Annotated in this window: 16 protein-coding genes; 12 read left to right on the plus strand and 4 right to left on the minus strand. The window is 63.6% G+C overall.

The annotated features are described in order from the left end of the window. Positions 1 to 16: 16 nt before the first annotated feature. Complete coding sequence (locus PWP93_RS34105) at positions 17 to 1,006, minus strand: ABC transporter substrate-binding protein (protein WP_421047956.1); 990 nt, start codon at positions 1,004 to 1,006, stop codon at positions 17 to 19. Positions 1,007 to 1,936: 930 nt separating this feature from the next. Between PWP93_RS34105 and PWP93_RS34110 the strand changes: the two genes are divergently transcribed. From PWP93_RS34110 to PWP93_RS34135, 6 genes are all read left to right on the plus strand, one after another. Then, positions 1,937 to 3,070, plus strand: a complete 1,134-nt coding sequence (locus PWP93_RS34110; protein WP_421047957.1) for a branched-chain amino acid ABC transporter substrate-binding protein — start codon at positions 1,937 to 1,939, stop codon at positions 3,068 to 3,070. A gap of 121 nt (positions 3,071 to 3,191) precedes the next feature. Continuing rightward, positions 3,192 to 4,118: a high-affinity branched-chain amino acid ABC transporter permease LivH gene (livH, locus tag PWP93_RS34115; protein WP_421047958.1), complete on the plus strand. Its 927-nt coding sequence runs from the start codon at positions 3,192 to 3,194 to the stop codon at positions 4,116 to 4,118. A gap of 7 nt (positions 4,119 to 4,125) precedes the next feature. Further along, complete coding sequence (locus PWP93_RS34120) at positions 4,126 to 5,397, plus strand: high-affinity branched-chain amino acid ABC transporter permease LivM (RefSeq protein ID WP_421025624.1); 1,272 nt, start codon at positions 4,126 to 4,128, stop codon at positions 5,395 to 5,397. Beyond that, complete coding sequence (gene livG / locus PWP93_RS34125; protein WP_421047959.1) at positions 5,394 to 6,164, plus strand: high-affinity branched-chain amino acid ABC transporter ATP-binding protein LivG; 771 nt, start codon at positions 5,394 to 5,396, stop codon at positions 6,162 to 6,164. Before PWP93_RS34120 ends, livG begins: the two co-directional genes overlap by 4 nt. Continuing rightward, positions 6,164 to 6,865, plus strand: a complete 702-nt coding sequence (locus PWP93_RS34130) for an ABC transporter ATP-binding protein (RefSeq protein ID WP_421047960.1) — start codon at positions 6,164 to 6,166, stop codon at positions 6,863 to 6,865. The genes livG and PWP93_RS34130 overlap by 1 nt, the downstream gene beginning before the upstream one ends. A gap of 299 nt (positions 6,866 to 7,164) precedes the next feature. Further along, the gene (locus tag PWP93_RS34135; protein WP_421025622.1) at positions 7,165 to 7,755 is read left to right on the plus strand and encodes a DUF4337 domain-containing protein; all 591 of its coding nucleotides are present in this window, start codon (positions 7,165 to 7,167) and stop codon (positions 7,753 to 7,755) included. A 61-nt stretch (positions 7,756 to 7,816) separates the two neighbouring features. Here the strand turns inward: PWP93_RS34135 and PWP93_RS34140 are convergent, their stop codons facing one another. Further along, entirely contained in the window at positions 7,817 to 8,305 is a 489-nt protein-coding gene (locus tag PWP93_RS34140; RefSeq protein ID WP_421025621.1) for a hypothetical protein, read from the minus strand. A 176-nt stretch (positions 8,306 to 8,481) separates the two neighbouring features. Then, complete coding sequence (locus PWP93_RS34145) at positions 8,482 to 8,967, minus strand: DUF2501 domain-containing protein (RefSeq protein WP_421047961.1); 486 nt, start codon at positions 8,965 to 8,967, stop codon at positions 8,482 to 8,484. An 829-nt stretch (positions 8,968 to 9,796) separates the two neighbouring features. Here PWP93_RS34145 and PWP93_RS34150 point away from each other — a divergent pair. Then, complete coding sequence (locus PWP93_RS34150; protein WP_421047962.1) at positions 9,797 to 11,038, plus strand: transposase; 1,242 nt, start codon at positions 9,797 to 9,799, stop codon at positions 11,036 to 11,038. 369 nt (positions 11,039 to 11,407) lie between these two features. Here PWP93_RS34150 and PWP93_RS34155 read toward each other — a convergent pair whose 3' ends face one another. Further along, entirely contained in the window at positions 11,408 to 12,928 is a 1,521-nt protein-coding gene (locus PWP93_RS34155; protein WP_421047963.1) for a mannose-1-phosphate guanylyltransferase/mannose-6-phosphate isomerase, read from the minus strand. Positions 12,929 to 13,441: 513 nt separating this feature from the next. Between PWP93_RS34155 and PWP93_RS34160 the strand changes: the two genes are divergently transcribed. From PWP93_RS34160 to PWP93_RS34180, 5 genes are all read left to right on the plus strand, one after another. Next, positions 13,442 to 14,821 (plus strand): undecaprenyl-phosphate glucose phosphotransferase, encoded by a 1,380-nt coding sequence (locus PWP93_RS34160; protein WP_421025617.1) that lies wholly within the window; start codon positions 13,442 to 13,444, stop codon positions 14,819 to 14,821. 100 nt (positions 14,822 to 14,921) lie between these two features. Beyond that, positions 14,922 to 16,340, plus strand: a complete 1,419-nt coding sequence (locus tag PWP93_RS34165; RefSeq protein WP_421047964.1) for a UDP-glucose dehydrogenase family protein — start codon at positions 14,922 to 14,924, stop codon at positions 16,338 to 16,340. A gap of 58 nt (positions 16,341 to 16,398) precedes the next feature. After that, positions 16,399 to 16,869 (plus strand): low molecular weight phosphotyrosine protein phosphatase, encoded by a 471-nt coding sequence (locus PWP93_RS34170; RefSeq protein ID WP_421025615.1) that lies wholly within the window; start codon positions 16,399 to 16,401, stop codon positions 16,867 to 16,869. Beyond that, on the plus strand, positions 16,866 to 18,041 hold the full coding sequence (locus PWP93_RS34175; RefSeq protein ID WP_421025614.1) for a polysaccharide biosynthesis/export family protein: 1,176 nt from the start codon (positions 16,866 to 16,868) through the stop codon (positions 18,039 to 18,041). Before PWP93_RS34170 ends, PWP93_RS34175 begins: the two co-directional genes overlap by 4 nt. A gap of 51 nt (positions 18,042 to 18,092) precedes the next feature. Beyond that, a complete protein-coding gene (locus PWP93_RS34180; RefSeq protein WP_421025613.1) occupies positions 18,093 to 20,324 on the plus strand; it encodes a polysaccharide biosynthesis tyrosine autokinase in 2,232 nt (743 codons plus the stop codon). Positions 20,325 to 20,353: the final 29 nt, after the last annotated feature.

Raw genomic sequence — 20,353 nt, forward strand, 5'->3', positions numbered from 1 at the left:
GACGCGGTGGCGGGCGTTACTTCACGACCGTGGTGGCGTCCTTGAGCAGATCGTCGGAGAGCTTCACGCCTTGCTTCTGCGCGGCGGCCGGGTTCACGTACAGCTGCAGCTTGTTGCTGGTTTCCGATGCGATCGCGCCGGGTTTTTCGCCCTTCAGGATGCGCACGACCACCTTGCCGGTCTGATGGCCGAGGTCGCTGTAGTCGATGCCGAGCGCCGCGACGGCGCCGCGCTTCACGCTGTCCGTGTCGGCGGCAACGAGCGGAATCTTCGCGTCGTTGGCCACTTTCACGAGCGCCTCGTAGGCCGAGACCACGTTGTTGTCGGTGTTCGTGTAGATCACGTCGACCTTGCCGATCAGGCTCTTCGCCGCCGGGCCAATGTCCACGGTGCGCGGCGCAGCCGCTTCCTTGAGCGTCATGCCTTGCTGCGCAAGCAGGGTCTTGAGCTGCTTCACGACCACGACCGAGTTGGCTTCGCCGGGGTTATAGACCATGCCCACGTTCTTCGCATTCGGCACCACGCGCTTGATGAGCGCGATTTGCTTGTCGAGCGGGAGCTTGTCGGACACGCCGGTCACGTTGGTGCCGCTGGGCGCCCAGGTCTTCACGAGCTGTGCGGCGACCGGATCGGTCACGCCCGAGTAGACCACCGGCACCGTCTTGGTTGCGGCCACAACGGCTTGCGCCGAAGGCGTGGCGATCGCGACGATCGCGCTCGGGTTGTCGCCCACGAACTTGCGGGCGATCTGCGCGGCCGTGCCGGTGTTGCCCTGTGCGCTCTGGTATTCCCACTTGAGGTTCTTGCCGGCGTCGTAGCCGGCGGCCTTGAGCTCGTCGCGCACGCCGTCGCGGATTGCGTCGAGGGCGGGGTGTTCGACGATCGACAGCACTTCCACGGTGGTGGTTTCGGCCGCGTGGGCCGCGCCGGTGGCGAACGTGATCGCGGCAGCGCCGGCGATCAGGGTAAGGGTGGCGGTCTTGGCGGCTTGCGTGAAGCTTTTCATTGTCTCTGATCTCCCCCGAATGCTCGGTTCTTTCAATTCAGCACGGGTGTGTGCGGCGAGGCAGCGAGCATACCACTGCGCCGCGCGTGTCCGGAACGTGCGCAAGGCCGATGGTGCCCGGATGCGACGGTGCCGTGGCGGCGCGTAGTAAACCATGCCGGCGATTTTCAGGAAAAATCGGCGGATTGCCGGAAGTTTTCCCGGATTCCAATTGGAAATAATGGTTCGATGTGTACTGGTGAGTTATGTGTTTGATATTTTTTGGATACGGTATTTCATTGAAATGAAAATGTAATTTTTCGCAATAAAATCAATAGGTTGCGAATATTTGCATTTAGGGTTTGTACTTATTGTGCGAGATGGATGATCGGGTGGTTGGGTAATTATATAAAATGATGCTCGGCGCAAATAAATATAATAGATAAGGTGCTGCAGCGATTTTTTAGAAAAAATCAGATTTTCTGATTGGAAACCCGTTTCTCCACACCGCCGCCAGACGGGCCTGTGGCGGCCATCAGCCCTGCCTACCACCCCGGGTCGCCGATATTTCAAGGGTTTTCCGCACATCCTGGGTGGTTTTCGTCAATTGACTTACGTCAATATAGCCATCGATATCCGAAAAAACCCTCGGTTGCGGAATGGGTAGGTTTATTGATAGCATCCGCGGGTCGCTGATTTTGGCCGGATCACCTTCCAGGTTTGAAATGCAGCGAACGGGGCAGGCGGATCGCTTGCGCAATAGGGGCCGTATTCACGGTCTCTCCGAACTGAAGCCGCTACCAGGCGGCCGATACATGCCGGGCCCCGTTGCGTCTGTTGTCTTTCTGGCCCGTCCTTGTTGTCCTCCCTGGCCACATTCTCGGGGTGCTGTTCGTTTGCGCAGGTCATGCCGCTTGCCCGGTTGACCCGAAAACAATCGAGGAGCTCCTGATGACGCCGCTGTCCTGTTTTAACCGTAACCGCCTTGCTTCCCTTTCCGTGGCCGCCGCGCTGCTCGCCTTTGGCGCCGCCGCGAACGCCGAAACAGTGAAGATCGCCATTGCCGGCCCGTTCAGCGGCCCGGTCGCCCAGTACGGCGACATGGTCAAGGCAGGCGCCCTGACCGCGATCGAACAGATCAACGCCGCCGGCGGCGCGAACGGCAACAAGCTCGAAGCCGTCATGATGGACGACGCATGCGAGCCGAAGCAGGCCGTCGCCGTCGCGAACAAGATCGTTTCGCAGCACATCCACTATGTGATCGGCCACGTGTGCTCGGGCTCGACGATTCCCGCTTCGGACATCTATGAGAATGAAGGCGTGGTGATGGTCACGCCGTCGGCAACCGCGCCGCAGCTTACCGAAGGCAAGAAGCGCCAGTACATCTTCCGCACGATCGGCCGCGACGACCAGCAAGGTCCCGCCGCTGCCGCGTACATCATCAACAAAGTCAAGCCGAAGAAGGTCGCGATCCTGCACGACAAGCAGTCGTACGGGCAGGGCATCGCCACTTCGGTCAAGGCCGCGCTCGACAAGGCGCACATCCCGGTGGTGGTGTTCGAAGGCATCAACGCAGGCGATTCGGACTACTCTGCAGTCGTCACCAAGCTCAAGTCGCAGGGTGTGGACTTCGTCTACTTCGGCGGCTACCACCCGGAAATGGGCCTCCTGATGCGCCAGTCGCGTGAGCAGGGCGTGAAGGCCACGTTCATGGGACCGGAAGGCGTGGGCAACAAGGACGTGACGGCCATCGCCGGCCCCGCTTCGGAAGGCATGCTCGTCACGCTGCCGGCCGACTTCGCTTCGGACCCGGCCAACGGCAAGCTCGTGAAGGCGTTCGCCGACGCCAAGCGCGACGCGAACGGTCCGTTCCAGATGCCGTCCTATGCTGCGGTCGAAGTGATCGCCGACGGCATCGCGGGCGCCAAGAGCACCGATCCGACCAAGGTCGCGGCCTGGATGCACAAGAACGCGATGAACACGCCGATCGGCAAGGTGGAGTACGACGCCCAGGGCGACCTGAAGTCGTTCCGCTTCGTCGTCTACACGTGGCACAAGGACGCCACCAAGACCGCCGCGAACTGATCCTGGCGCTGCGCTGCGGGCGGGGCGTTCTTGCAACGCCCGCATGCGCGGCGAAATACAAAAACTCGGGTCGACACCGCTTTAAGGTCTCTCATCGGCTTCACGGCCGCGGGGCTTACGCATGAATGATTTTCTTCCGCAGTTCACCCAGCAGCTCGTCAACGGGCTCACGCTGGGCGCAATCTATGCGCTGATCGCCATCGGCTACACGATGGTCTACGGCATCATCGGCATGATCAACTTCGCTCACGGCGAGATCTACATGATCGGCGCCTATGTGGGCCTCGTCACGCTCACGGCTCTCGGCACTTCGGCGGGCTATCCGCTGCCGCTCGTGCTGGGCGCGGCGCTCATCGTCTCGGTGCTCGTCACCGGGCTCTACGGTTTCGCGGTCGAGCGCGTGGCGTATCGGCCGCTGCGTGGCGGGCCGCGTCTCGTGCCGCTGATTTCCGCCATCGGGATGTCGATCTTTCTGCAGAACTACGTGCAGATCGGGCAGGGCGCGCGCGACGTGTCCGTGCCGCAGCTGATCTCCGGCGCGCTCGACTTCAACATGGGCGGCAACTTCGAAGTGACGATTCCGTACGCGCGCATGCTGATCGTCGGCGTGACGGTCGTGCTGATGATCGCGCTCACGCTCTTTATCTCGCGCTCGCGCATGGGCCGCGCCTGCCGCGCCTGCGCCGAGGACATGAAGATGGCCAACCTGCTCGGCATCGACACTAACCGCGTGATCTCGTTCACGTTCGTGCTCGGCGCGATGCTGGCCGCGGTGGGCGGCGTGCTGATCGGACTCACGATTGGCAAGCTCAATCCGTATATCGGCTTCATCGCGGGCATCAAGGCGTTCACCGCCGCCGTGCTCGGCGGCATCGGCAGCATTCCGGGCGCGATGCTCGGCGGTGTGCTGCTCGGTCTCGCCGAAACGTTCGCTTCGGCCTACATGCCGTCCGAGTACAAGGACGTCGTGGCGTTCGGCCTGCTCGTGCTCGTGCTGCTGTTCCGTCCCACCGGCCTGCTCGGCAAGCCGGACGTCGAAAAGGTGTGAGGTCGCCATGAGTCAGACTGTTTCGGTTCGCATGGCCGCTGAAGGCCCGTCGTCGTCGCAGACCGTGAAGGGCGCGCTCGCCGCGGCCGTCGCGACGATCATCCTCACCGCGCCCATCCTGGGTTTGCAGCTCACGCTCGACGGCTACCAGGTCGTGCTGCAGCAGCACTGGCGTCCCGTGTGGATCGCCGCTGCCGTGGTGTTCGTGTTCCAGCTCGTGAAGCCGATGTTTGTGCGCGCAACGAGTTCGGTGCGTCTGCCCAAGGCGCCGGCGCTCGGCGCGCGCCAGCAGCGCGCGGCGATCTGGGTGCTGCTCGCGTTCGGCGCCGTGTTCCCGTTCATGGGTTCGCGCGGCGCGGTGGACGTGGCCACGCTCGCGCTCATCTACGTGATTCTGGGCTTGGGCCTGAATATCGTGGTGGGCTTCGCGGGCCTGCTCGATCTCGGCTATGTGGGCTTCTACGCGGTGGGCGGCTATACCTATGCGCTGCTCAACCAGTATTTCGGCTTCACGTTCTGGGAATGCCTGCCGCTCGCGGCGCTTGCCTCGGCCACGTTCGGCTTCCTGCTCGGCTTTCCGGTACTGCGCCTGCGCGGCGACTACCTGGCGATCGTGACGCTCGGCTTCGGCGAGATCATCCGCCTGCTGCTCAATAACCTCACGAGCATCACGGGCGGCCCGGATGGCATCTCCGGCATCGCCAAGCCCACTGTGTTCGGCTACGAACTCGCGCGCCACGCGAGCGTGGAAGGCGCGAAGACGTTCAACGAGCTGATCGGCATCGAGTACAACGGCGTGCACATGGTGATCTTCCTGTACCTGCTCGCGCTGGTGCTGGTGGCGTTCACGCTGTTCGTCACGAGCCGTCTGCTGCGCATGCCGATGGGGCGCGCGTGGGAAGCGCTGCGCGAAGACGAAATCGCGTGCCGCTCGCTCGGCCTCAATCCCACCCGCATCAAGCTTTCGGCGTTCACGCTGGGCGCTTCGTTTGCGGGCCTTGCCGGTGCGTTCTTCGCGGCGCGCCAGGGGCTCGTCACGCCCGAGTCGTTCACCTTCATCGAATCGGCGCTGATTCTCGCCGTGGTGGTGCTGGGGGGCATGGGCTCGCAGCTGGGCGTGGTGCTCGCGGCGGTGCTGCTCACGGTGCTGCCCGAAGTCGCGCGCGGCTTTGCCGAATACCGCATGCTGATTTTCGGTCTGGTGATGGTGCTGATGATGATGTGGCGTCCGCAGGGCCTGTTGCCCGCAAGCCGTCCGCACGTGGAGTTGCCGCAATGAGCGCACAAGCGTTGTTGAAAGTAGCAGGCCTGCAGATGCGCTTCGGCGGTCTGCTGGCCGTGGACGGCATCGACTTCGATGTGCGTCCGAACGAGGTGTTCGCGATCATCGGGCCGAACGGCGCAGGCAAGACCACGGTGTTCAATTGCGTGGGCGGCTTCTACAAGCCGACCGCGGGCGACATCGTGCTCGACGGCCACGCCATCACGGGGCAGCCGAGCCATCAGGTCGCGCGCCGCGGCCTCGTGCGCACGTTCCAGAACATTCGTCTGTTCAAGCAGCTCACGGTGCTGGAAAACCTCATGGTTGCGCAGCACCTGAAGGTGAACCGCAACATGCTGAGCGGCCTGTTTGCGACGCCCGCATACCGCCGCGCCGAACGCGGCGCGCTCGAGCGCGCCGCGTACTGGCTCGATCGCGTGGGTTTGAAGCAGGTGGCCAACCGCGAGGCGGGCACGCTTTCGTATGGTCACCAGCGCCGCCTCGAAATCGCGCGCTGCATGATTACCGATCCGCGTCTGCTAATGCTCGACGAACCGGCCGCGGGCCTGAATCCGCAGGAGAAGATCGAGCTCCAGCAGATGGTGGACGGCTTGCGCAACGAGTTCGGAATCTCGGTACTCCTGATCGAGCACGACATGAGTCTCGTGATGGGTGTATCGGACCGCATCCTCGTGATGGAGCATGGCAGGCCGATCATGATCGGCCTGCCCGACGAAGTGCGCAACGACCCGCGCGTGATCAAGGCCTATCTCGGAGAGGACTGATGCTGAAGCTGGAAAAGGTCCATACCCACTATGGCGCGGTGGAAGCGCTGGCGGGCGTGTCGATCGAAGTGAACAAAGGCGAGATCGTCACGCTGATCGGCAGCAACGGCGCCGGCAAGACCACGCTCATGATGACGGTGTGCGGCACGCCGCGCGCCTCGTCGGGGCGCGTGACGTTCGAAGGGCAGGACATCACGCGCAAGTCCACGCACGAAATCATGCGCATGGGCATGGCGATTTCGCCCGAAGGACGCCGCGTGTTTCCGAGCCTCACCGTGCTCGAAAACCTGCAGATGGGCGGCTTCTTCTCCTCGCCGCAGGAGATCGAGGCGGGCATCGAGCACGTGTTCAAACTGTTTCCGCGTCTGAATCAGCGTGCGAAGCAGCGTGCCGGCACGATGTCTGGCGGCGAGCAGCAGATGCTCGCGATCGGCCGCGCGCTGATGAGCAAGCCGCGCCTGCTGCTGCTCGACGAGCCCACGCTCGGCCTCGCGCCGCTCGTGATTGCGCAGATTTTCGACATCATCCGCGCGATCCGCGAGGAAGGCGTGACGGTGTTCCTCGTCGAGCAGAACGCCAACAAGGCGCTGCACGTGGCCGATCGCGGCTATGTGCTCGAAACGGGGCGCGTGGTGCTCGCCGACAGCGCCGAGAACCTGCTCGCGAACGACAACATCAAGCGCGCCTATTTGGGCGGCTAAGCGCCCGCGCGTTCGTTCTGAACGCGCGGGCTGTCACTTGGCTTCTCAGCTCATCGGGCATTCCGGCCCGCGCAATCCACCGCAATCGTGCGGCGGTTGCGCGGGCCGTTTTCATTCCAGTGCCTGCCAAAAACTTTCAATTCATTTTCGATTGGCCGCGAATTTCTTTCTGATTGCAACATGCGTTACGAAGGCTGGACAAGCGGGCTGCGCTCACGATAATTGAGCGTCCCCTGCGTGCGGCGGCACGAGCCATGCGCAGTGCGCGGGGTATTCGAGTCACACCGGGGAGTGGTTGGATGTCTGAAGATTATGAAGTGCACGGCCCGCACGATCATGCGGTCGAGCATGCGGCCGCGGGCCATGACGCGCGCGATCCGTTTCCGGGGCGCATGGCGGTCGTGACCGCGATTCTCGCCTCGATTGGCGCGATCCTCGCTTACCAGAGCGGCAACAGCGAAAATCTCGCGCTCTACTATAAGAACGAGGCGGCCATTCGCAAAACCGAGGCGGCGAATCAATGGGCCTGGTATCAGGCCAAGGGCGAGAAGCAGCACCTCGCCGAACTGGGCGCTGAGCTGGCGGCGCTCACGCCGGGCTCGACCGAAGCCCGGCGCCGCTTCACTGCCGAAGCCGATCGCTATCGCAAGGAGAAGGAGCCGATTCGCACCCAGGCGGAGTCGCTGGAAAAGCAGGTGGCCCAGGACGATGCTCACGCGGAGGAACTGCTGCACGGCCACCATCGCTGGGCGCAGGCGACCACGCTGATCCAGATTTCGATCGCGCTCACGGCGATCACGCTGCTCACGCGGAGCAAGTGGCTGATGTGGGCTTCGCTGGGTGTGGGCGTGACGGGCGTGGTGCTGGGCGCTCTGGCGTTCTTTGCGTAGCGCGGGCCGTGGGCGTGGCGCGGCCGTTCTTGTGTGCCGTTTACCGGCCCTTGCCCGCTGCTTAGCCGCCGCAGACGATGGCCGTGAGCAGCAGCGGCACGACCGACTGCACGGTCGCGTCGCTGTTGGCTTCGTGCACGCGCGTGCGGACCGATTCCGCCGGCGCGGAAACCACCACGCCATAAAGCGGCGCATCGATTTCCTTGCCCGCGCCGCGATGAAAGAGGGCGTCGTCGTGCGCGTAGCCGAGCACGACGTAAATGGGAAAGCCGAACGCGCTCAGGCGGTTGCCGTGCACGGGGCGAAAGGCGTTGACCGAATTCGCTTCCACCCGGCTCGGCTTCGGGTCGATGGATTTTTCTTCGATCAGCGCCGAAATGAACTCATGCGGGTTCGACTTGCAGTCGAACTGCTGGTCGTGCGTCCGGTCGTGTGCCGAGCCCTGCGATTGCGCCTTGGCGACGCGCGGCACAGCAAGAGCGGCGAGCCCCGCGCACAGCGCGCAAAGCACGATGAACAGGGGCATTACGGTGACTTGGCGCGGGTTCATGAGTGACGGGACAATCACTTGCGTTTCGCTTGATTACATTCGACACCCAAATGCCGTCGGTGTTCAAGGGGCGCGGCATGGAAATTGCGCAGTTCTGCGCCGCGCCGCACATTCAAGCCGAATATGGATGTGGGCAAGACGGCCACCTCGCGCGCATGGCCGTCTTGCAACTTCCGTTAAAGCATCGATCTCGCCTGAGTCAGGAGCGTGTCGCACACTTTTTTCTTGGCGGCTTCCTGGAGGCCGGCGCTCGAAAGGTCGAGCTGCTGGCCATTGCCGGTCTGGAGGATGCCGTTGGCGCCCTGCTTGTAGCCGGGGTCCGTGCTCGACGCGCCGCCGGGCAGCTTGCCGAGCAGCGAGTTCTGCACGCTGCTGGCGGTATCGGCATTGAGGAAGTTGTTCTGGACGCAGTACTGGATCAGGCCCGTGACGTTGCCGAGGCCGCCCGAGGTGAGCGAGGAGCCGGAGAGCGCGCTGCCAAGGTTGCCGAGGTTGCCCAGACTGCCGGCTGCGCCGGCGGCCGAGGTCGAGCCGCTGCTGCCCACCTGGTTGAGCAAGTTGCCGAGCTGGGCTTGCGCGGCATCCCACGGCGCGAGCAGAGCCGCGGCGACACCCGCCACGGCGATCAGAGCGCGCGCGCTGCGCAATGCGGAAGTATGCATACACGAATCTCCTGGATAACTGGCGATTTGATGATTAAAGCTTTCGTACTATAAACGCAATTGCCGCGCGGACTTTGCTGCGTGGCTGCGGCATAAAAGTCGGTTTCCGCGGTGCGTTCGCGGTCGTGTTCATGTGTGTGTCCATCGCCACAGATACGCATGCGCGAGGCATGAGGTGCAGGGTGAAGGCGCCAACGAAGCGGGATTTCATTCCCATGTCATTTGTTGCGTGCACAACTGAGTTTCAGTGGCAGACGAAACGCGACGCGTCGATGAAAGAGGATAGGGGCCTCGGAAATCGAATGGGGCGATGCTGCACTGGGCAATATGCTTAATGAAGCAGTCAGTCGAAGGTGTCGTCACGGGGTCGGGCACTTCGAGATGCATTTGCATGGCATCGAAGTATGGGGCAGGAAGATGAAGGACTTGGAGAAAGACCTCACGAAGACTTTGCGAGGGCGAAAAAGCCCTTGATGCAAGGGGTTTTCGCGGTCGGGAAGGGGGCTCGAAGGCGCGTTTTGCAAGTGCCAATGGGCATAAATCGGGCCACAAAAAGCGTTACTTTGTTTCTAACCGTAACACTTATTACGGCCCTCCTCATCGGCTGGTCTCAGGTGGTATGCTTCCTGCACAAATTCTCCCTTGCACGAGTGAGACCACGTTCCTTGCGTCATTTCCGTGAACATACGCACTGTCAATGTGCAGCCGGGGATGCCAATGAACCTGTCATATAAACATATGGTGCAACCGAGCACGCCAACGCGGGCAGCAAGACCTGCGAGCGAAGGCTCCGTCACAGCAGCCCCGGTCCGGCTGCGTGGAGAACAGCATGAATTTCGAAGAACTGAGCGACGACGAGTGGGTGCTAGTGTCCTCGCTCGTATCCGATGAACCGCCCATACGCTTGAACCGCCGCGGTCGCCCGCGCGCGGAGCCACGTGTCGTGGCCAACGCCGTGCTGTGGATCTTGACGACCGGTGAGTCCTGGTCGCGTCTGCCTGCGCGCTATCCGTCCGGTCCCACCTGCCGGCGCCGTTTCGAGGAATGGCACATGAGCGGCACGCTCAACGAACTGGTCAAGCTGCTCGTCGAGCGTGGCCGCAGCTTCGTCTACGTGCCGGAGCCCGTGCAGGCCCAGGCGCCGGCGAACCACGCGCAGGCTTCGCAGTCCGTGGCTGCAGCCGTGGCGTCCGGAGTGTCGGTGGCCGAAGAAGTCGTCGAGGACGACGGCTTGCCCGCGGTCTACTGGAAGAGTCCCGAGGCATGGCAGGCGCCCGCTTCGGTGGTCGATGCGCCGCTGGCAGACCCCATCGAGAGCATGACCAGGCAACTCGTGAGCCAGGACGATGAGGGCCGCGCGCCGTTCCCCACGATGCATCAAACGCACAAGCAGGTGCCGCATCGTTCGCAGCCGACGCATTCGGGCGCTGTGCCGCGCCCGGCCGATGCGAGCGTGAGCGCGCCTGTTGTCAGCCGCACAGTCGCGCCGATCGCCGCCGAGCCCTCGGAGCACGCCGCCGCGCCATGGACGAGCGCCACGCCGCCGGCCGTGCAGGTCGTGGAATGGGGCGGCTGCGAGATCCACCTGAGCGTGGAACTCGCGCGCAACGACATGTATCGCGCGGCCGTGGAAATTCTCAAGGACGGCAAGCGTCTCGAGCGCTCCGGCCTGATCGGCCCGCCGTTCGAGAATTGCGAAGCGGCACGCCATTACGCGTTCGACTGGGCGTGCCAATGGATCGAGCGCGAGGTGCCTGCGTCCGCAGGTGCTTCGTCCGCTGGCAGCGCCAGCGCGTGCGCGAATGGTCCGGCTCTCGCCGTGCCACCTGACCACGCAACGCATCACGCAACCAGCAGCGTGGTGACGCGCGCCATGCCCGCGGTCGCGGCCAACGTGGTGAGCACGGTGTCGTCCAATGCGGCGAACAACGTGCGCCTGGCAGCGCTGCAGCGCTACGCCTCGAACCCCGTCCTGCGCAACGGTGGCGAGGCACGCGACCCGGCCGCTGCAAACGGTGCGGGCGCTGAACGCCGCCACTACATCTCGCGTTACAGAACGCATCTGGGCTAAGGGCAGGGGCCGGCGCTCGCCGGCGCCTGCGTCCGCTCGCATCACCCGCTTCATTGGCCGCTTCATTGGCCGCTTCATTGGCGATTTCGCCGCTGCTTTTGCAGCGGTTTTCGTGTTCGTCGTGCGCGCATTAATCGCCGCACTAATTGCCGCATTACTCGCCGCAGTTGCCAGCGCATTGACCACGTTCAGCATGACCATCTCTTGCTCGTGCTTGCACTCACGGCCGTAGCGGCTGCGTCTTCAATCGCCGCCACGGCCGTCCGTGCTGTCTCCGTCCACATTGCTCATCGATTTTCTGCTTGTGCAGCGGGGCGCTCTGCGGCGCCCCTTGACCTGCATTGACTTGCCTTTACCGCATGACTTGCGTTACTGCCGGCCGTACTGATCGTCCAGACGCACGATATCGTCTTCGCCGAGATACGAACCCGATTGCACCTCGATGATTTCGAGCGGCATCTTGCCGGGATTCTCGAGGCGGTGCGAAACGCCCAGCGGAATGTAGGCCGATTCGTTTTCCGAAACGATGAAGCGCTCGTCGCCGCGCGTGACGAGTGCCGTGCCGCGCACGACGACCCAGTGCTCGGCGCGATGATGATGCATTTGCAACGACAGGCGTGCGCCCGGTTCCACCACGATGCGTTTCACCTGGAAGCGCTCGCCGCTGTCGACGCTGTCGTAGTGGCCCCACGGGCGATGCACGAGACGATGCGCGACCGCTTCGCTGCGGTGTTGCGACTTCAGGCGCTGCACGATCTTTTTCACGTCCTGGGCGCGCGAGCGGTCGGCCACGAGCACGGCGTCGGCGGTTTCGACCACCACCAGATTCTCGGTGCCGAGGCAGGCGATCAGGCGTCCATCCGAGTGCGCGAAGGTATCGTTCGCGCCTTCGAACATGACTTCGCCCTGGGCCACGTTGCCGGCTTCGTCCTTCGAAGCGACTTGCCACACGGTGTCCCACGAACCGAGATCGGTCCAGCCCGCCGCGAGCGGCACCACCACGCCGCCGGCCACGGTCGTGTCGCCGGAGAGCGGCTCCATCACGGCGTAGTCGATCGAGTTGGACGGCGAGCGCGCGAATGCTTCGCTGTCCACACGGAAGAAGTCGCCGTCTTCCTTGCCGTTCTGGACGGCGGCCGAGCAGGCTTCGTAAATAGCCGGCTCGAAATGGCGAATCGCCTTGAGCCACGTGCTCGCGCGCATGATGAAGATGCCGCTGTTCCACCAGTAGCGCTGCGAAGCGACGTACTGCTGCGCGAGCTCGAAGTAGGGCTTCTCGACAAATCCGTTCAGGCGTCGTGCGCCGGCCTCGTCGCCGGCGGCAAGCGGCTCGCCCACGTGAATGTAGCCATAGCCCGTTTCGGGGCGCGTGGGCACGATGCCCATCGTCACGATCTGGCCGCTGGCCGCATGACGCACGCCATCAGCCACGGCGGCCTGGAAGGCTTCGAGGTCGGCGAGCGCGTGGTCCGCGGGCATCACGACCATAATGCCGTCCTGACGTTCGGCGACCACGGACAGCGCGGCGAGGGTGAGCGCGGGCGCGGTATCGCGCGCAAGCGGTTCGAGAATGAGGCGCGCTTCCTTGCCTGCCGCGCGAACCTGGTCGGCGGTGGTGAAGCGGTGTTCCTCGTTGCAGACGATCATCAGCTTGTCGGCGAGGGTGACGCGTTCTGCGAGCGCATCGAGACGGCCTGCCGTATCCGCGAGCAGCGAATGCTCGCCCACGAGGTTGATCATCTGCTTCGGGTACTGTTCGCGCGACAGTGGCCACAGCCGCGAACCCGCGCCGCCCGCAAGCACCACGGGGCAGACTTGCAGCGAGTTGCGCGATGCGGCGCGCGCGTCGGTTGCGCGTGCCGATGTCGTTGCGGAACCCGTATCCGTCATCTCATTCTCCAAAGGGGTTTCGGTTACGAGATTTGTAGCACGCTTAAGATCGATATAAATAGAATCGTAAAGAAGAAAACGGAAAATATTCTAATCAAATTGAAAATAATCAATCCGTCACAATGCGGTGCCAATAAAAAATCGAATAAAAATGGCGCGGCGGCTTCGCGCCGGAGCTGGAGACTTAAAAATTAATCAGGGTCGGGCGCGATGAATGCGGCAATTTTTGCTGCTCAGGCCGTGCTGACGCCGGCCCGGCAGGTGTGATTTCCGGCAAACGTTGCCGAAAAAATCACACAAAAAATAGACAGTTAGCAACGAAACATTTGGAGATACTTTTGGGCGTTGCGCTATCAATTTTTATCGTGCTTTATTAGGGTTTATTCGGATACGCTTCGTCTGCGCCGGGAGAGCCTGGTGCAACTTTCCCTGACTTCTGTATTTCCTGTTAGCGGCGGCCATGATGCATCGCGCGTGGCTGCGATTCTTTTTTTCTAAACCGAGGTGCCGGACATGCTGAGCGTTCTAGCCAGAATCATCGATGTTGCCGCCATCGCCGCTGGCGCCCTGGTGGCCGCTGCCTTGCACCACGGTAAATTCACCGCGCTTTCCGATATGGAGAGCGTGGCGCTCGCGTTCAACTGCGTGCTCGCGATCTGGATGTTTCCGGCATTCGGCATTTACCAGTCGTGGCGCGGCAAGTCGCTCTACGTGCTTGCGGCCCGCGTGTGCGCCGCGTGGATCGCGGTGGAGTGCACCGGCATTCTGCTTTCGTTCAGCGTGCACCGCGCCGATTCGCTTTCCCGCATCTGGCTCGCGTACTGGGTGGTGGCATCGGTGGCGTTCCTGATCGTTTCGAAGACGATGGTGCACATGGTGCTGCGCGGCCTGCGCCGCGAAGGCTACAACCAGAAGGCGGTGGCCGTGGTTGGCGATCATCGCTGCTCGCGTTTCCTGATCGAGCAGATGAAGAGCCATCCCGAGGCAGGCTTTCATCCCGCGCTCGTGTTCGACGAGGACAGCGACGCCGATGGCGATGCGCAGCTCGACGGCGTGAAAGTCGAGCGCGACCTGCAAGCCACGCTCGAATACGTGCGTGAGCACGGCGTGCGCGAACTGTGGCTCGCGCTGCCGATCACGAAGGAGCGCACGATTCATCGCATCGTCACGGCGCTGCGCAACGATTTCGTGAACATCCGTTTCATTCCGGACGTGCGCAGCCTGTCGTTTTTCAGTCAGCCCGTGGTCGATCTGCTTGGCGTGCCAGCCATCAATCTGGCCGCTTCGCCGGTCACGGATCTGCGCGTGCTGCCCAAGCGCGTGTTCGACATTGCCTTTGCCGGCGCCGTGCTGGTGGCGCTCGCTCCGTTGCTGGCGGCCATTTCGATTGCAGTGAAGCTGACCTCGCACGGACCGGTGTTTTTCAAGCAGCGCCGCAAGGGGCTCGACGGCAACGAGTTCGAGATCTACAAGTTCCGCTCGATGAAGGTCCATGCGGAGGTGGCGGGGCAAGTCACCCAGGCGCGCCGCAACGATCCGCGTGTCACGCGCGTGGGCGCTTTCCTGCGCCGCACGAGTCTCGACGAACTGCCGCAATTCATCAACGTGCTCAAGGGCGAGATGTCAGTGGTGGGTCCGCGCCCGCACGCGCTTGCGCACGACGACATCTACAAGGACCTCGTGCGCGGCTACATGGCGCGCTATCGCATCAAGCCCGGCATTACCGGCTGGGCGCAGGTCAACGGTTATCGCGGCGAAACCGACCGCGTGGAGAAAATGCGCGACCGCGTGCGTTTCGACCTGCACTACATGCAGCACTGGAGCTTCGGTCTCGATCTGCGGATCGTGGCGATGACCATGTGGAAAGGCTTCGCCGGCCAGAACGCATACTGAAGTGGACCGGGCGCGCAATCTGCGCATGCCGCGCTCATGCGTTTCGCATGAGTAGTGCGGACCGGATGGGCACCAACAGGCAATTACTTTTGAGGTGGGCATGAATCTGACGATCATTGGCAGCGGTTATGTGGGTCTCGTAACGGGCGCGTGTCTGGCCGACATCGGCAACGACGTGTTCTGTCTCGACGTCGACCAGCGCAAGATCGACCTGCTCAATCAAGGCGTCGTGCCGATTCACGAGCCGGGCCTGCAGGAGATCATCGAGCGCAACCGGCGCGCGCGCCGGCTCACGTTCTCGACCGACGTGGAAGCCGCGGTCGCGCACGGCGACGTGCAGTTCATCGCGGTGGGAACGCCCCCCGACGAGGATGGCTCCGCCGATCTGCAATATGTGCTGGCCGCCGCGCGCAACATCGGGCGCCACATGAAGGGCTTCAAGGTGATCGTCGACAAGTCGACGGTGCCCGTGGGCACCGCCGCGCTCGTGCGCGACGCGATTGCTTCCGAATTGCGCAAGCGCGGCGAGGACCACATGTTCTCGGTGGTCTCGAACCCCGAGTTCCTGAAGGAAGGCGCGGCCGTGGAAGACTTCGCGCGCCCCGACCGCATCGTGCTGGGCTGCGATGAAGACGTGCCCGGCGAGCGTGCGCGCGAACTGATGAAGCGCCTGTACGCGCCGTTCAACCGCAATCGCGAACGCACGCTCTACATGGACGTGCATTCGGCCGAATTCACGAAGTACGCGGCCAACGCCATGCTCGCCACGCGCATTTCGTTCATGAACGAACTCGCGAATCTGGCCGACCGCGTGGGCGCGGATATCGAAGCGGTGCGCCGCGGCATCGGCTCCGATCCGCGCATCGGCTACGACTTCCTCTATGCGGGCTGCGGCTATGGCGGCTCGTGCTTTCCGAAGGACGTGAAGGCATTGATGCGCACTGCAGAGGATTTCGGCGAGCCGCTGCAAATTCTGCGCGCCGTGGAAGCCGTGAATGACGCCCAGAAGGAAGTGCTCGCGCAGAAGATCGTCACGCGCTTTGGCTCCGACCTCACGGGCCGCACATTCGGCCTCTGGGGCCTCGCATTCAAGCCGAATACCGATGACATGCGCGAAGCGCCGAGCCGAACGCTGATCGCCGAGCTGCTCGCGCGCGGCGCGCGCGTGGTGGCCTACGACCCGGTCGCGATGGAAGAAGCCCAGCGTGTGCTCGCGCTCGATCTGGCGAAAACGCCCGAGCAGCTCGAACGCCTCGTCTACGTGGAGGATGCGATGGACGTCGCGAGCGGCGCGGACGCGCTGGTGGTCGCCACCGAATGGAAGGTGTTCAAGGCGCCGGACTTCGAGACGCTCAAGCAGCAATTGAAGACACCGATCGTGTTCGACGGGCGCAATCTCTACGATCCGCCCGCGATGCAGGAGCTCGGCATCGAATATCACGCGGTGGGCCGCGCGAGCGCCACGCAATCGGGCCGCGCGCGCGCCGAAGCGGCTGCGCAGACGCGCGTTCCGGCATAAGCCGCATCGAGCCCCGCGTTCGATGAAGCAATAAGCAAAACCGAGGAGCCATCGGGTCATGATCAAGGACGTATTGATCGTCTGCCATGCCAATGTCTGCCGCTCGCCCGCGGCGGAGCAACTGTTCCGCGCACGCTTTCGTGAACAAATGCGCGAGCACGCGGGACAGTCGGGGAAGCACGCGGGCGCGTTTCATTCGGCGGGCCTGCGCGCCCGCAACGGCGACGACATGGACCCGGTGATGCAGCGTCTGCTCGCCGAGCGCGGCGTGCAGGTGGGCGAGCATCGCTCGCGCCGCCTCACGCCGCGCCTCGTGCGCCGCGCCGACCTCGTGCTCGTGACGGAGCGCCACCAGGTGAGCGCCGTCGAGCGAATTGAGCCGTCCGCGCGCGGCAAGGTGTACGCGCTCGGAAATTGGGAAAACTCGGATGTCGCCGATCCGCATGGCCTCGATGAGGTCGCGTATCGCGAGAGTCTGGAGTTGATGGATCGACTGGTTAAGGGATGGCTGAGCCGAATATGCCAATGAGAAAACTCAATCTAATGACTGCTCTTGCGTTGAGCGCCTTCGTTGCTGCGTGCTCCACGGCGCCCGGCAACTACCTCGACACCTCGAACCTGAAGGAAGAGAAGAGCACTGAGCCGCAGAAGCAGTACGACGTGCATCTGATCACGTCGCAGCTCGTCATGCAGCAGGCGCAGGCCGCCGTATCGTCGCGTAACGCCGCGCTGCCGCCGAGCAAGTACGCGAGCACGGCCGACTACACGTATCACATCGCGCCGCAGGACATTCTTGGCGTGACGGTCTACGATCACCCCGAGATTTCGACGCCGCAAGGCTCGACCTTCTCGTCGGGCGGCAATACCACACAGACGGTGGGTCAGGCGCTCACGCAGCCGTACACCAACGCGCTGCCGGGCGAGGCCGACCCGTACGGGCAGACCGTGGCGAAGGACGGCACGATCTACTTCCCGTTCGTGGGCCGCGTGGTGGCGGCGGGCAAGACGCCTGGCCAGCTGCGCGATCGGTTGGCCTCGGGTCTCGGGCCCTACATCAAGAACCCGCAGGTTGACGTGCGCGTGCTTTCGTACCGCAGCCAGAAGGTGCAGGTCACCGGCGACGTGAAGACGCCGGGCCCGCTCGCGATGAGCGACGTGCCGCTCACGCTCGTCGACGCGATCACGCGTTCGGGCGGCACCACCGATGGCGCCGACATCAACCGCGTGCGCCTCACGCGCAACGGCAAGCTCTACGTGCTCGACGCGAACGCCTTGCTCGACGGCGGCGACACGAGCCAGAACGTGGTGCTGCAAGACGGCGACATCATCAATGTGCCGGACCGCAACGAGAGCCGCGTGTTCGTGATGGGCGAAGTGAAGACGCCGACCCAGACCACGCTGATCCGCGGCAAGCTCACCATTGCCGATGCGCTCACGACGGCCGGCGGCATTCTGGACACCGATGCGAACCCGCGCCAGATCTTCGTGATGCGCGGCATGAAGGACAACCCCACCCAGCCGGAGATTTACCGACTCGATATGACCAAGCCCGATGCGATCATGCTGTCGTCGCAATTCCAGTTGAAGCCGCTGGATGTCGTGTACGTCGGCACTGCCGCCTCGACCACCTTCAACCGTGTGTTGCAGCAGGTACTGCCGACCGTCCAGACGCTCTTCTACCTGAAGCAGCTCACGCGCTAAGCGCGCGAGAGCCGTCTTTTCTTGCAACATGAATCAAAACGGGATCGAAACGTGAGTACGCAACAAGCTATCAGTCAGCCGGCCCCGGCGGCCCGCACAGAGGAAGAGGACGTCGTCCTCGGCCAGTTGCTGCGCGTCATTTTCGACGACATCGGCTGGCTCATCATGATCGCGGCAGTGGTGATCGGCGCTGCGGTGTTCTACTGCTTCGTGGCCAAGCCGGTTTATACGGCAGACACGCAGGTCCGCGTCGAGCAGCAGGACTACACGTCCCAGGCGCTCACGCAGACGCAGTCCGGTGCGAACGTCACGAGCGGCCAGCAGGGCAGCCTGCCGACCGACGCCGAAATCCAGATGATCCAGAGCCGCAGCGTGCTCGAGCCGGTCGTCAAGCAGTTCAAGCTGAACTTCACGGCCGCGCCGGTTTCGCTGCCGGTCATCGGCAGCTTCGCCGCGCGTCTCGCGACGCCGGGCTCGCCCGCGCGTCCGTGGTTCGGCCTCAAGGACTACGCGTGGGGCGGCGAGGTGCTCAACATCGACTCGATCCAGGTGGCGCCCGAGCTCGAGAGCAAGAAGCTCACGCTGACCGCGCTTGACGACAACCGCTACGTGATTTCCGGTCCCGACGGCGGCCGCCTGCTCGAAGGCACGGTGGGCCAGCGCGTGCAGGGAGGCGGTGTCACGCTGCTCGTGAACGAACTGAAGGCGCGTCCGGGCGAGCGCTTCAAGGTCATGCGCCTGAACGATCTGGACGCGGTCTCGGCGTTCCAGAGCGCCGTCAAGGTGCAGGAGCAGGGCAAGCAGACGGGCGTGATCGACATCTCGCTCGAAGGTAAAGATCCGCAGGCGGCTGCCGATATCGCCAACGCGATTGCGCAGTCGTACATGCGCGAGCACGTGGCGAGCAAGCAGGCCGACGCAAGCAAGATGCTCGACTTCCTGCGCAGCGAGCAGCCGCGCCTGAAGGCCGATCTCGAGCGCGCCGAAGCGGCGCTCACCGCGTATCAGAGCAAGTCGGGTTCGATCAACGCGAGCGACGAAGCCAAGATCTACCTCGACGGGAGCGTGCAGTACGAGCAGCAGATCTCCGCGCTGCAATTGCAGATCGCCTCGCTCCAGCAGCGCTTCGGCGACCAGCACCCGGTGCTCGTCGCGGCGCGCCAGCAGCTCGCGCAATTGCAGGGCGAGCGCGCGAAGTACGACGCCAAGTTCCGCAACCTGCCAGGCACCGAAGTGAAGGCCGTGCAGTTGCAGCGCGATGCGAAGGTGGCGGAAGACATCTACGTGCTGCTGCTCAACCGCATTCAGGAGCTTTCGGTGCAGCGCGTGGGCACGGGCGGCAACGTTCATATCGTCGACGCCGCGATGCGCCCGGGCGCGCCTTCGAAGCCGAAGAAGCTGCTCATCGTCTCGGCGGCCACGATGCTCGGCCTGATTCTCGGCACCGGCTTCGTGCTGATGCGCCGGAACATGTTCAAGGGCATCGTCGATCCGGACCAGATCGAGCGTACCTTCGATCTGCCCGTCTACGGCCTCGTGCCGCTCTCGGCCGAGCAGGCCGCGCTCGAAAAGCGCGCCCCGACGCGCGGCGGCACGCGGCTGCGTGAAGTGCTCGCGAATGCAGCGCCCAAGGACCTCACGGTCGAGAGCCTGCGTTCGCTGCGCACCTCGCTGCAGTTCAGCGTGGCGGATGCGCGCAATCGCGTCGTTGTCCTGACCGGTTCGGTGCCGGGCGTGGGCAAGAGCTTCCTCACCGCGAACCTGGCCGTGCTGCTCGCCCACTCGGGCAAGCGTGTGCTGATGATCGACGGCGACATGCGCCGCGGGGCGCTCGAGCGTTACCTGGGCGGTTCGCAGGCCAATGGCTTCTCGGAGCTGCTCTCGGGCCAGATTTCGCTGGACGAGGCGATTCGCGCGACCGAAGTGGACAACCTGCACTTCATCTCGTGCGGCCGCCGTCCGCCGAATCCGTCCGAGCTGCTGATGTCGCCGCGCCTGAACCAGTATCTCGAAGGGCTCGCGAAGCGCTACGACATCCTGCTCGTGGACACGCCGCCGGTGCTGGCCGTGACCGATGCCGCGATCCTGAGCGGCCATGCGGGATCGACGTTCCTCGTGCTGCGCTCGGGCATCCACACGGAAGCCGAGATCGCCGATACGCTCAAGCGTCTGCGCAATGCGGGCGTGCACGTGACCGGCGGGGTCTTCAACGGGGTGTCGGCGCGCGCGCACGGCAAGTACGCCTACGGCTACGCAGCCGTGCAGGAATACCTGAGCGCCTGATCCTGAGCGCCTGATAATAACGGAGAAAA

Origin of the sequence: Paraburkholderia sp. A1RI-2L (assembly GCF_048957375.1) — a bacterium.
Taxonomy (GTDB): domain Bacteria; phylum Pseudomonadota; class Gammaproteobacteria; order Burkholderiales; family Burkholderiaceae; genus Paraburkholderia.

Bases quoted from the DNA above. Each gene is read 5' to 3' on its own strand.
- PWP93_RS34130 (WP_421047960.1), top strand. From the start codon at position 6,164: ATGCTGAAGCTGGAAAAGGTCCATACCCACTATGGCGCGGTGGAAGCG.
- PWP93_RS34135 (WP_421025622.1), top strand. From the start codon at position 7,165: ATGTCTGAAGATTATGAAGTGCACGGCCCGCACGATCATGCGGTCGAG.
- PWP93_RS34170 (WP_421025615.1), top strand. From the start codon at position 16,399: ATGATCAAGGACGTATTGATCGTCTGCCATGCCAATGTCTGCCGCTCG.
- livG (WP_421047959.1), top strand. From the start codon at position 5,394: ATGAGCGCACAAGCGTTGTTGAAAGTAGCAGGCCTGCAGATGCGCTTC.
- PWP93_RS34120 (WP_421025624.1), top strand. From the start codon at position 4,126: ATGAGTCAGACTGTTTCGGTTCGCATGGCCGCTGAAGGCCCGTCGTCG.
- PWP93_RS34105 (WP_421047956.1), bottom strand. From the start codon at position 1,006: ATGAAAAGCTTCACGCAAGCCGCCAAGACCGCCACCCTTACCCTGATC.
- livH (WP_421047958.1), top strand. From the start codon at position 3,192: ATGAATGATTTTCTTCCGCAGTTCACCCAGCAGCTCGTCAACGGGCTC.
- PWP93_RS34165 (WP_421047964.1), top strand. From the start codon at position 14,922: ATGAATCTGACGATCATTGGCAGCGGTTATGTGGGTCTCGTAACGGGC.
- PWP93_RS34145 (WP_421047961.1), bottom strand. From the start codon at position 8,967: ATGCATACTTCCGCATTGCGCAGCGCGCGCGCTCTGATCGCCGTGGCG.
- PWP93_RS34160 (WP_421025617.1), top strand. From the start codon at position 13,442: ATGCTGAGCGTTCTAGCCAGAATCATCGATGTTGCCGCCATCGCCGCT.
- PWP93_RS34155 (WP_421047963.1), bottom strand. From the start codon at position 12,928: ATGACGGATACGGGTTCCGCAACGACATCGGCACGCGCAACCGACGCG.
- PWP93_RS34110 (WP_421047957.1), top strand. From the start codon at position 1,937: ATGACGCCGCTGTCCTGTTTTAACCGTAACCGCCTTGCTTCCCTTTCC.
- PWP93_RS34150 (WP_421047962.1), top strand. From the start codon at position 9,797: ATGAATTTCGAAGAACTGAGCGACGACGAGTGGGTGCTAGTGTCCTCG.
- PWP93_RS34140 (WP_421025621.1), bottom strand. From the start codon at position 8,305: ATGAACCCGCGCCAAGTCACCGTAATGCCCCTGTTCATCGTGCTTTGC.
- PWP93_RS34175 (WP_421025614.1), top strand. From the start codon at position 16,866: ATGAGAAAACTCAATCTAATGACTGCTCTTGCGTTGAGCGCCTTCGTT.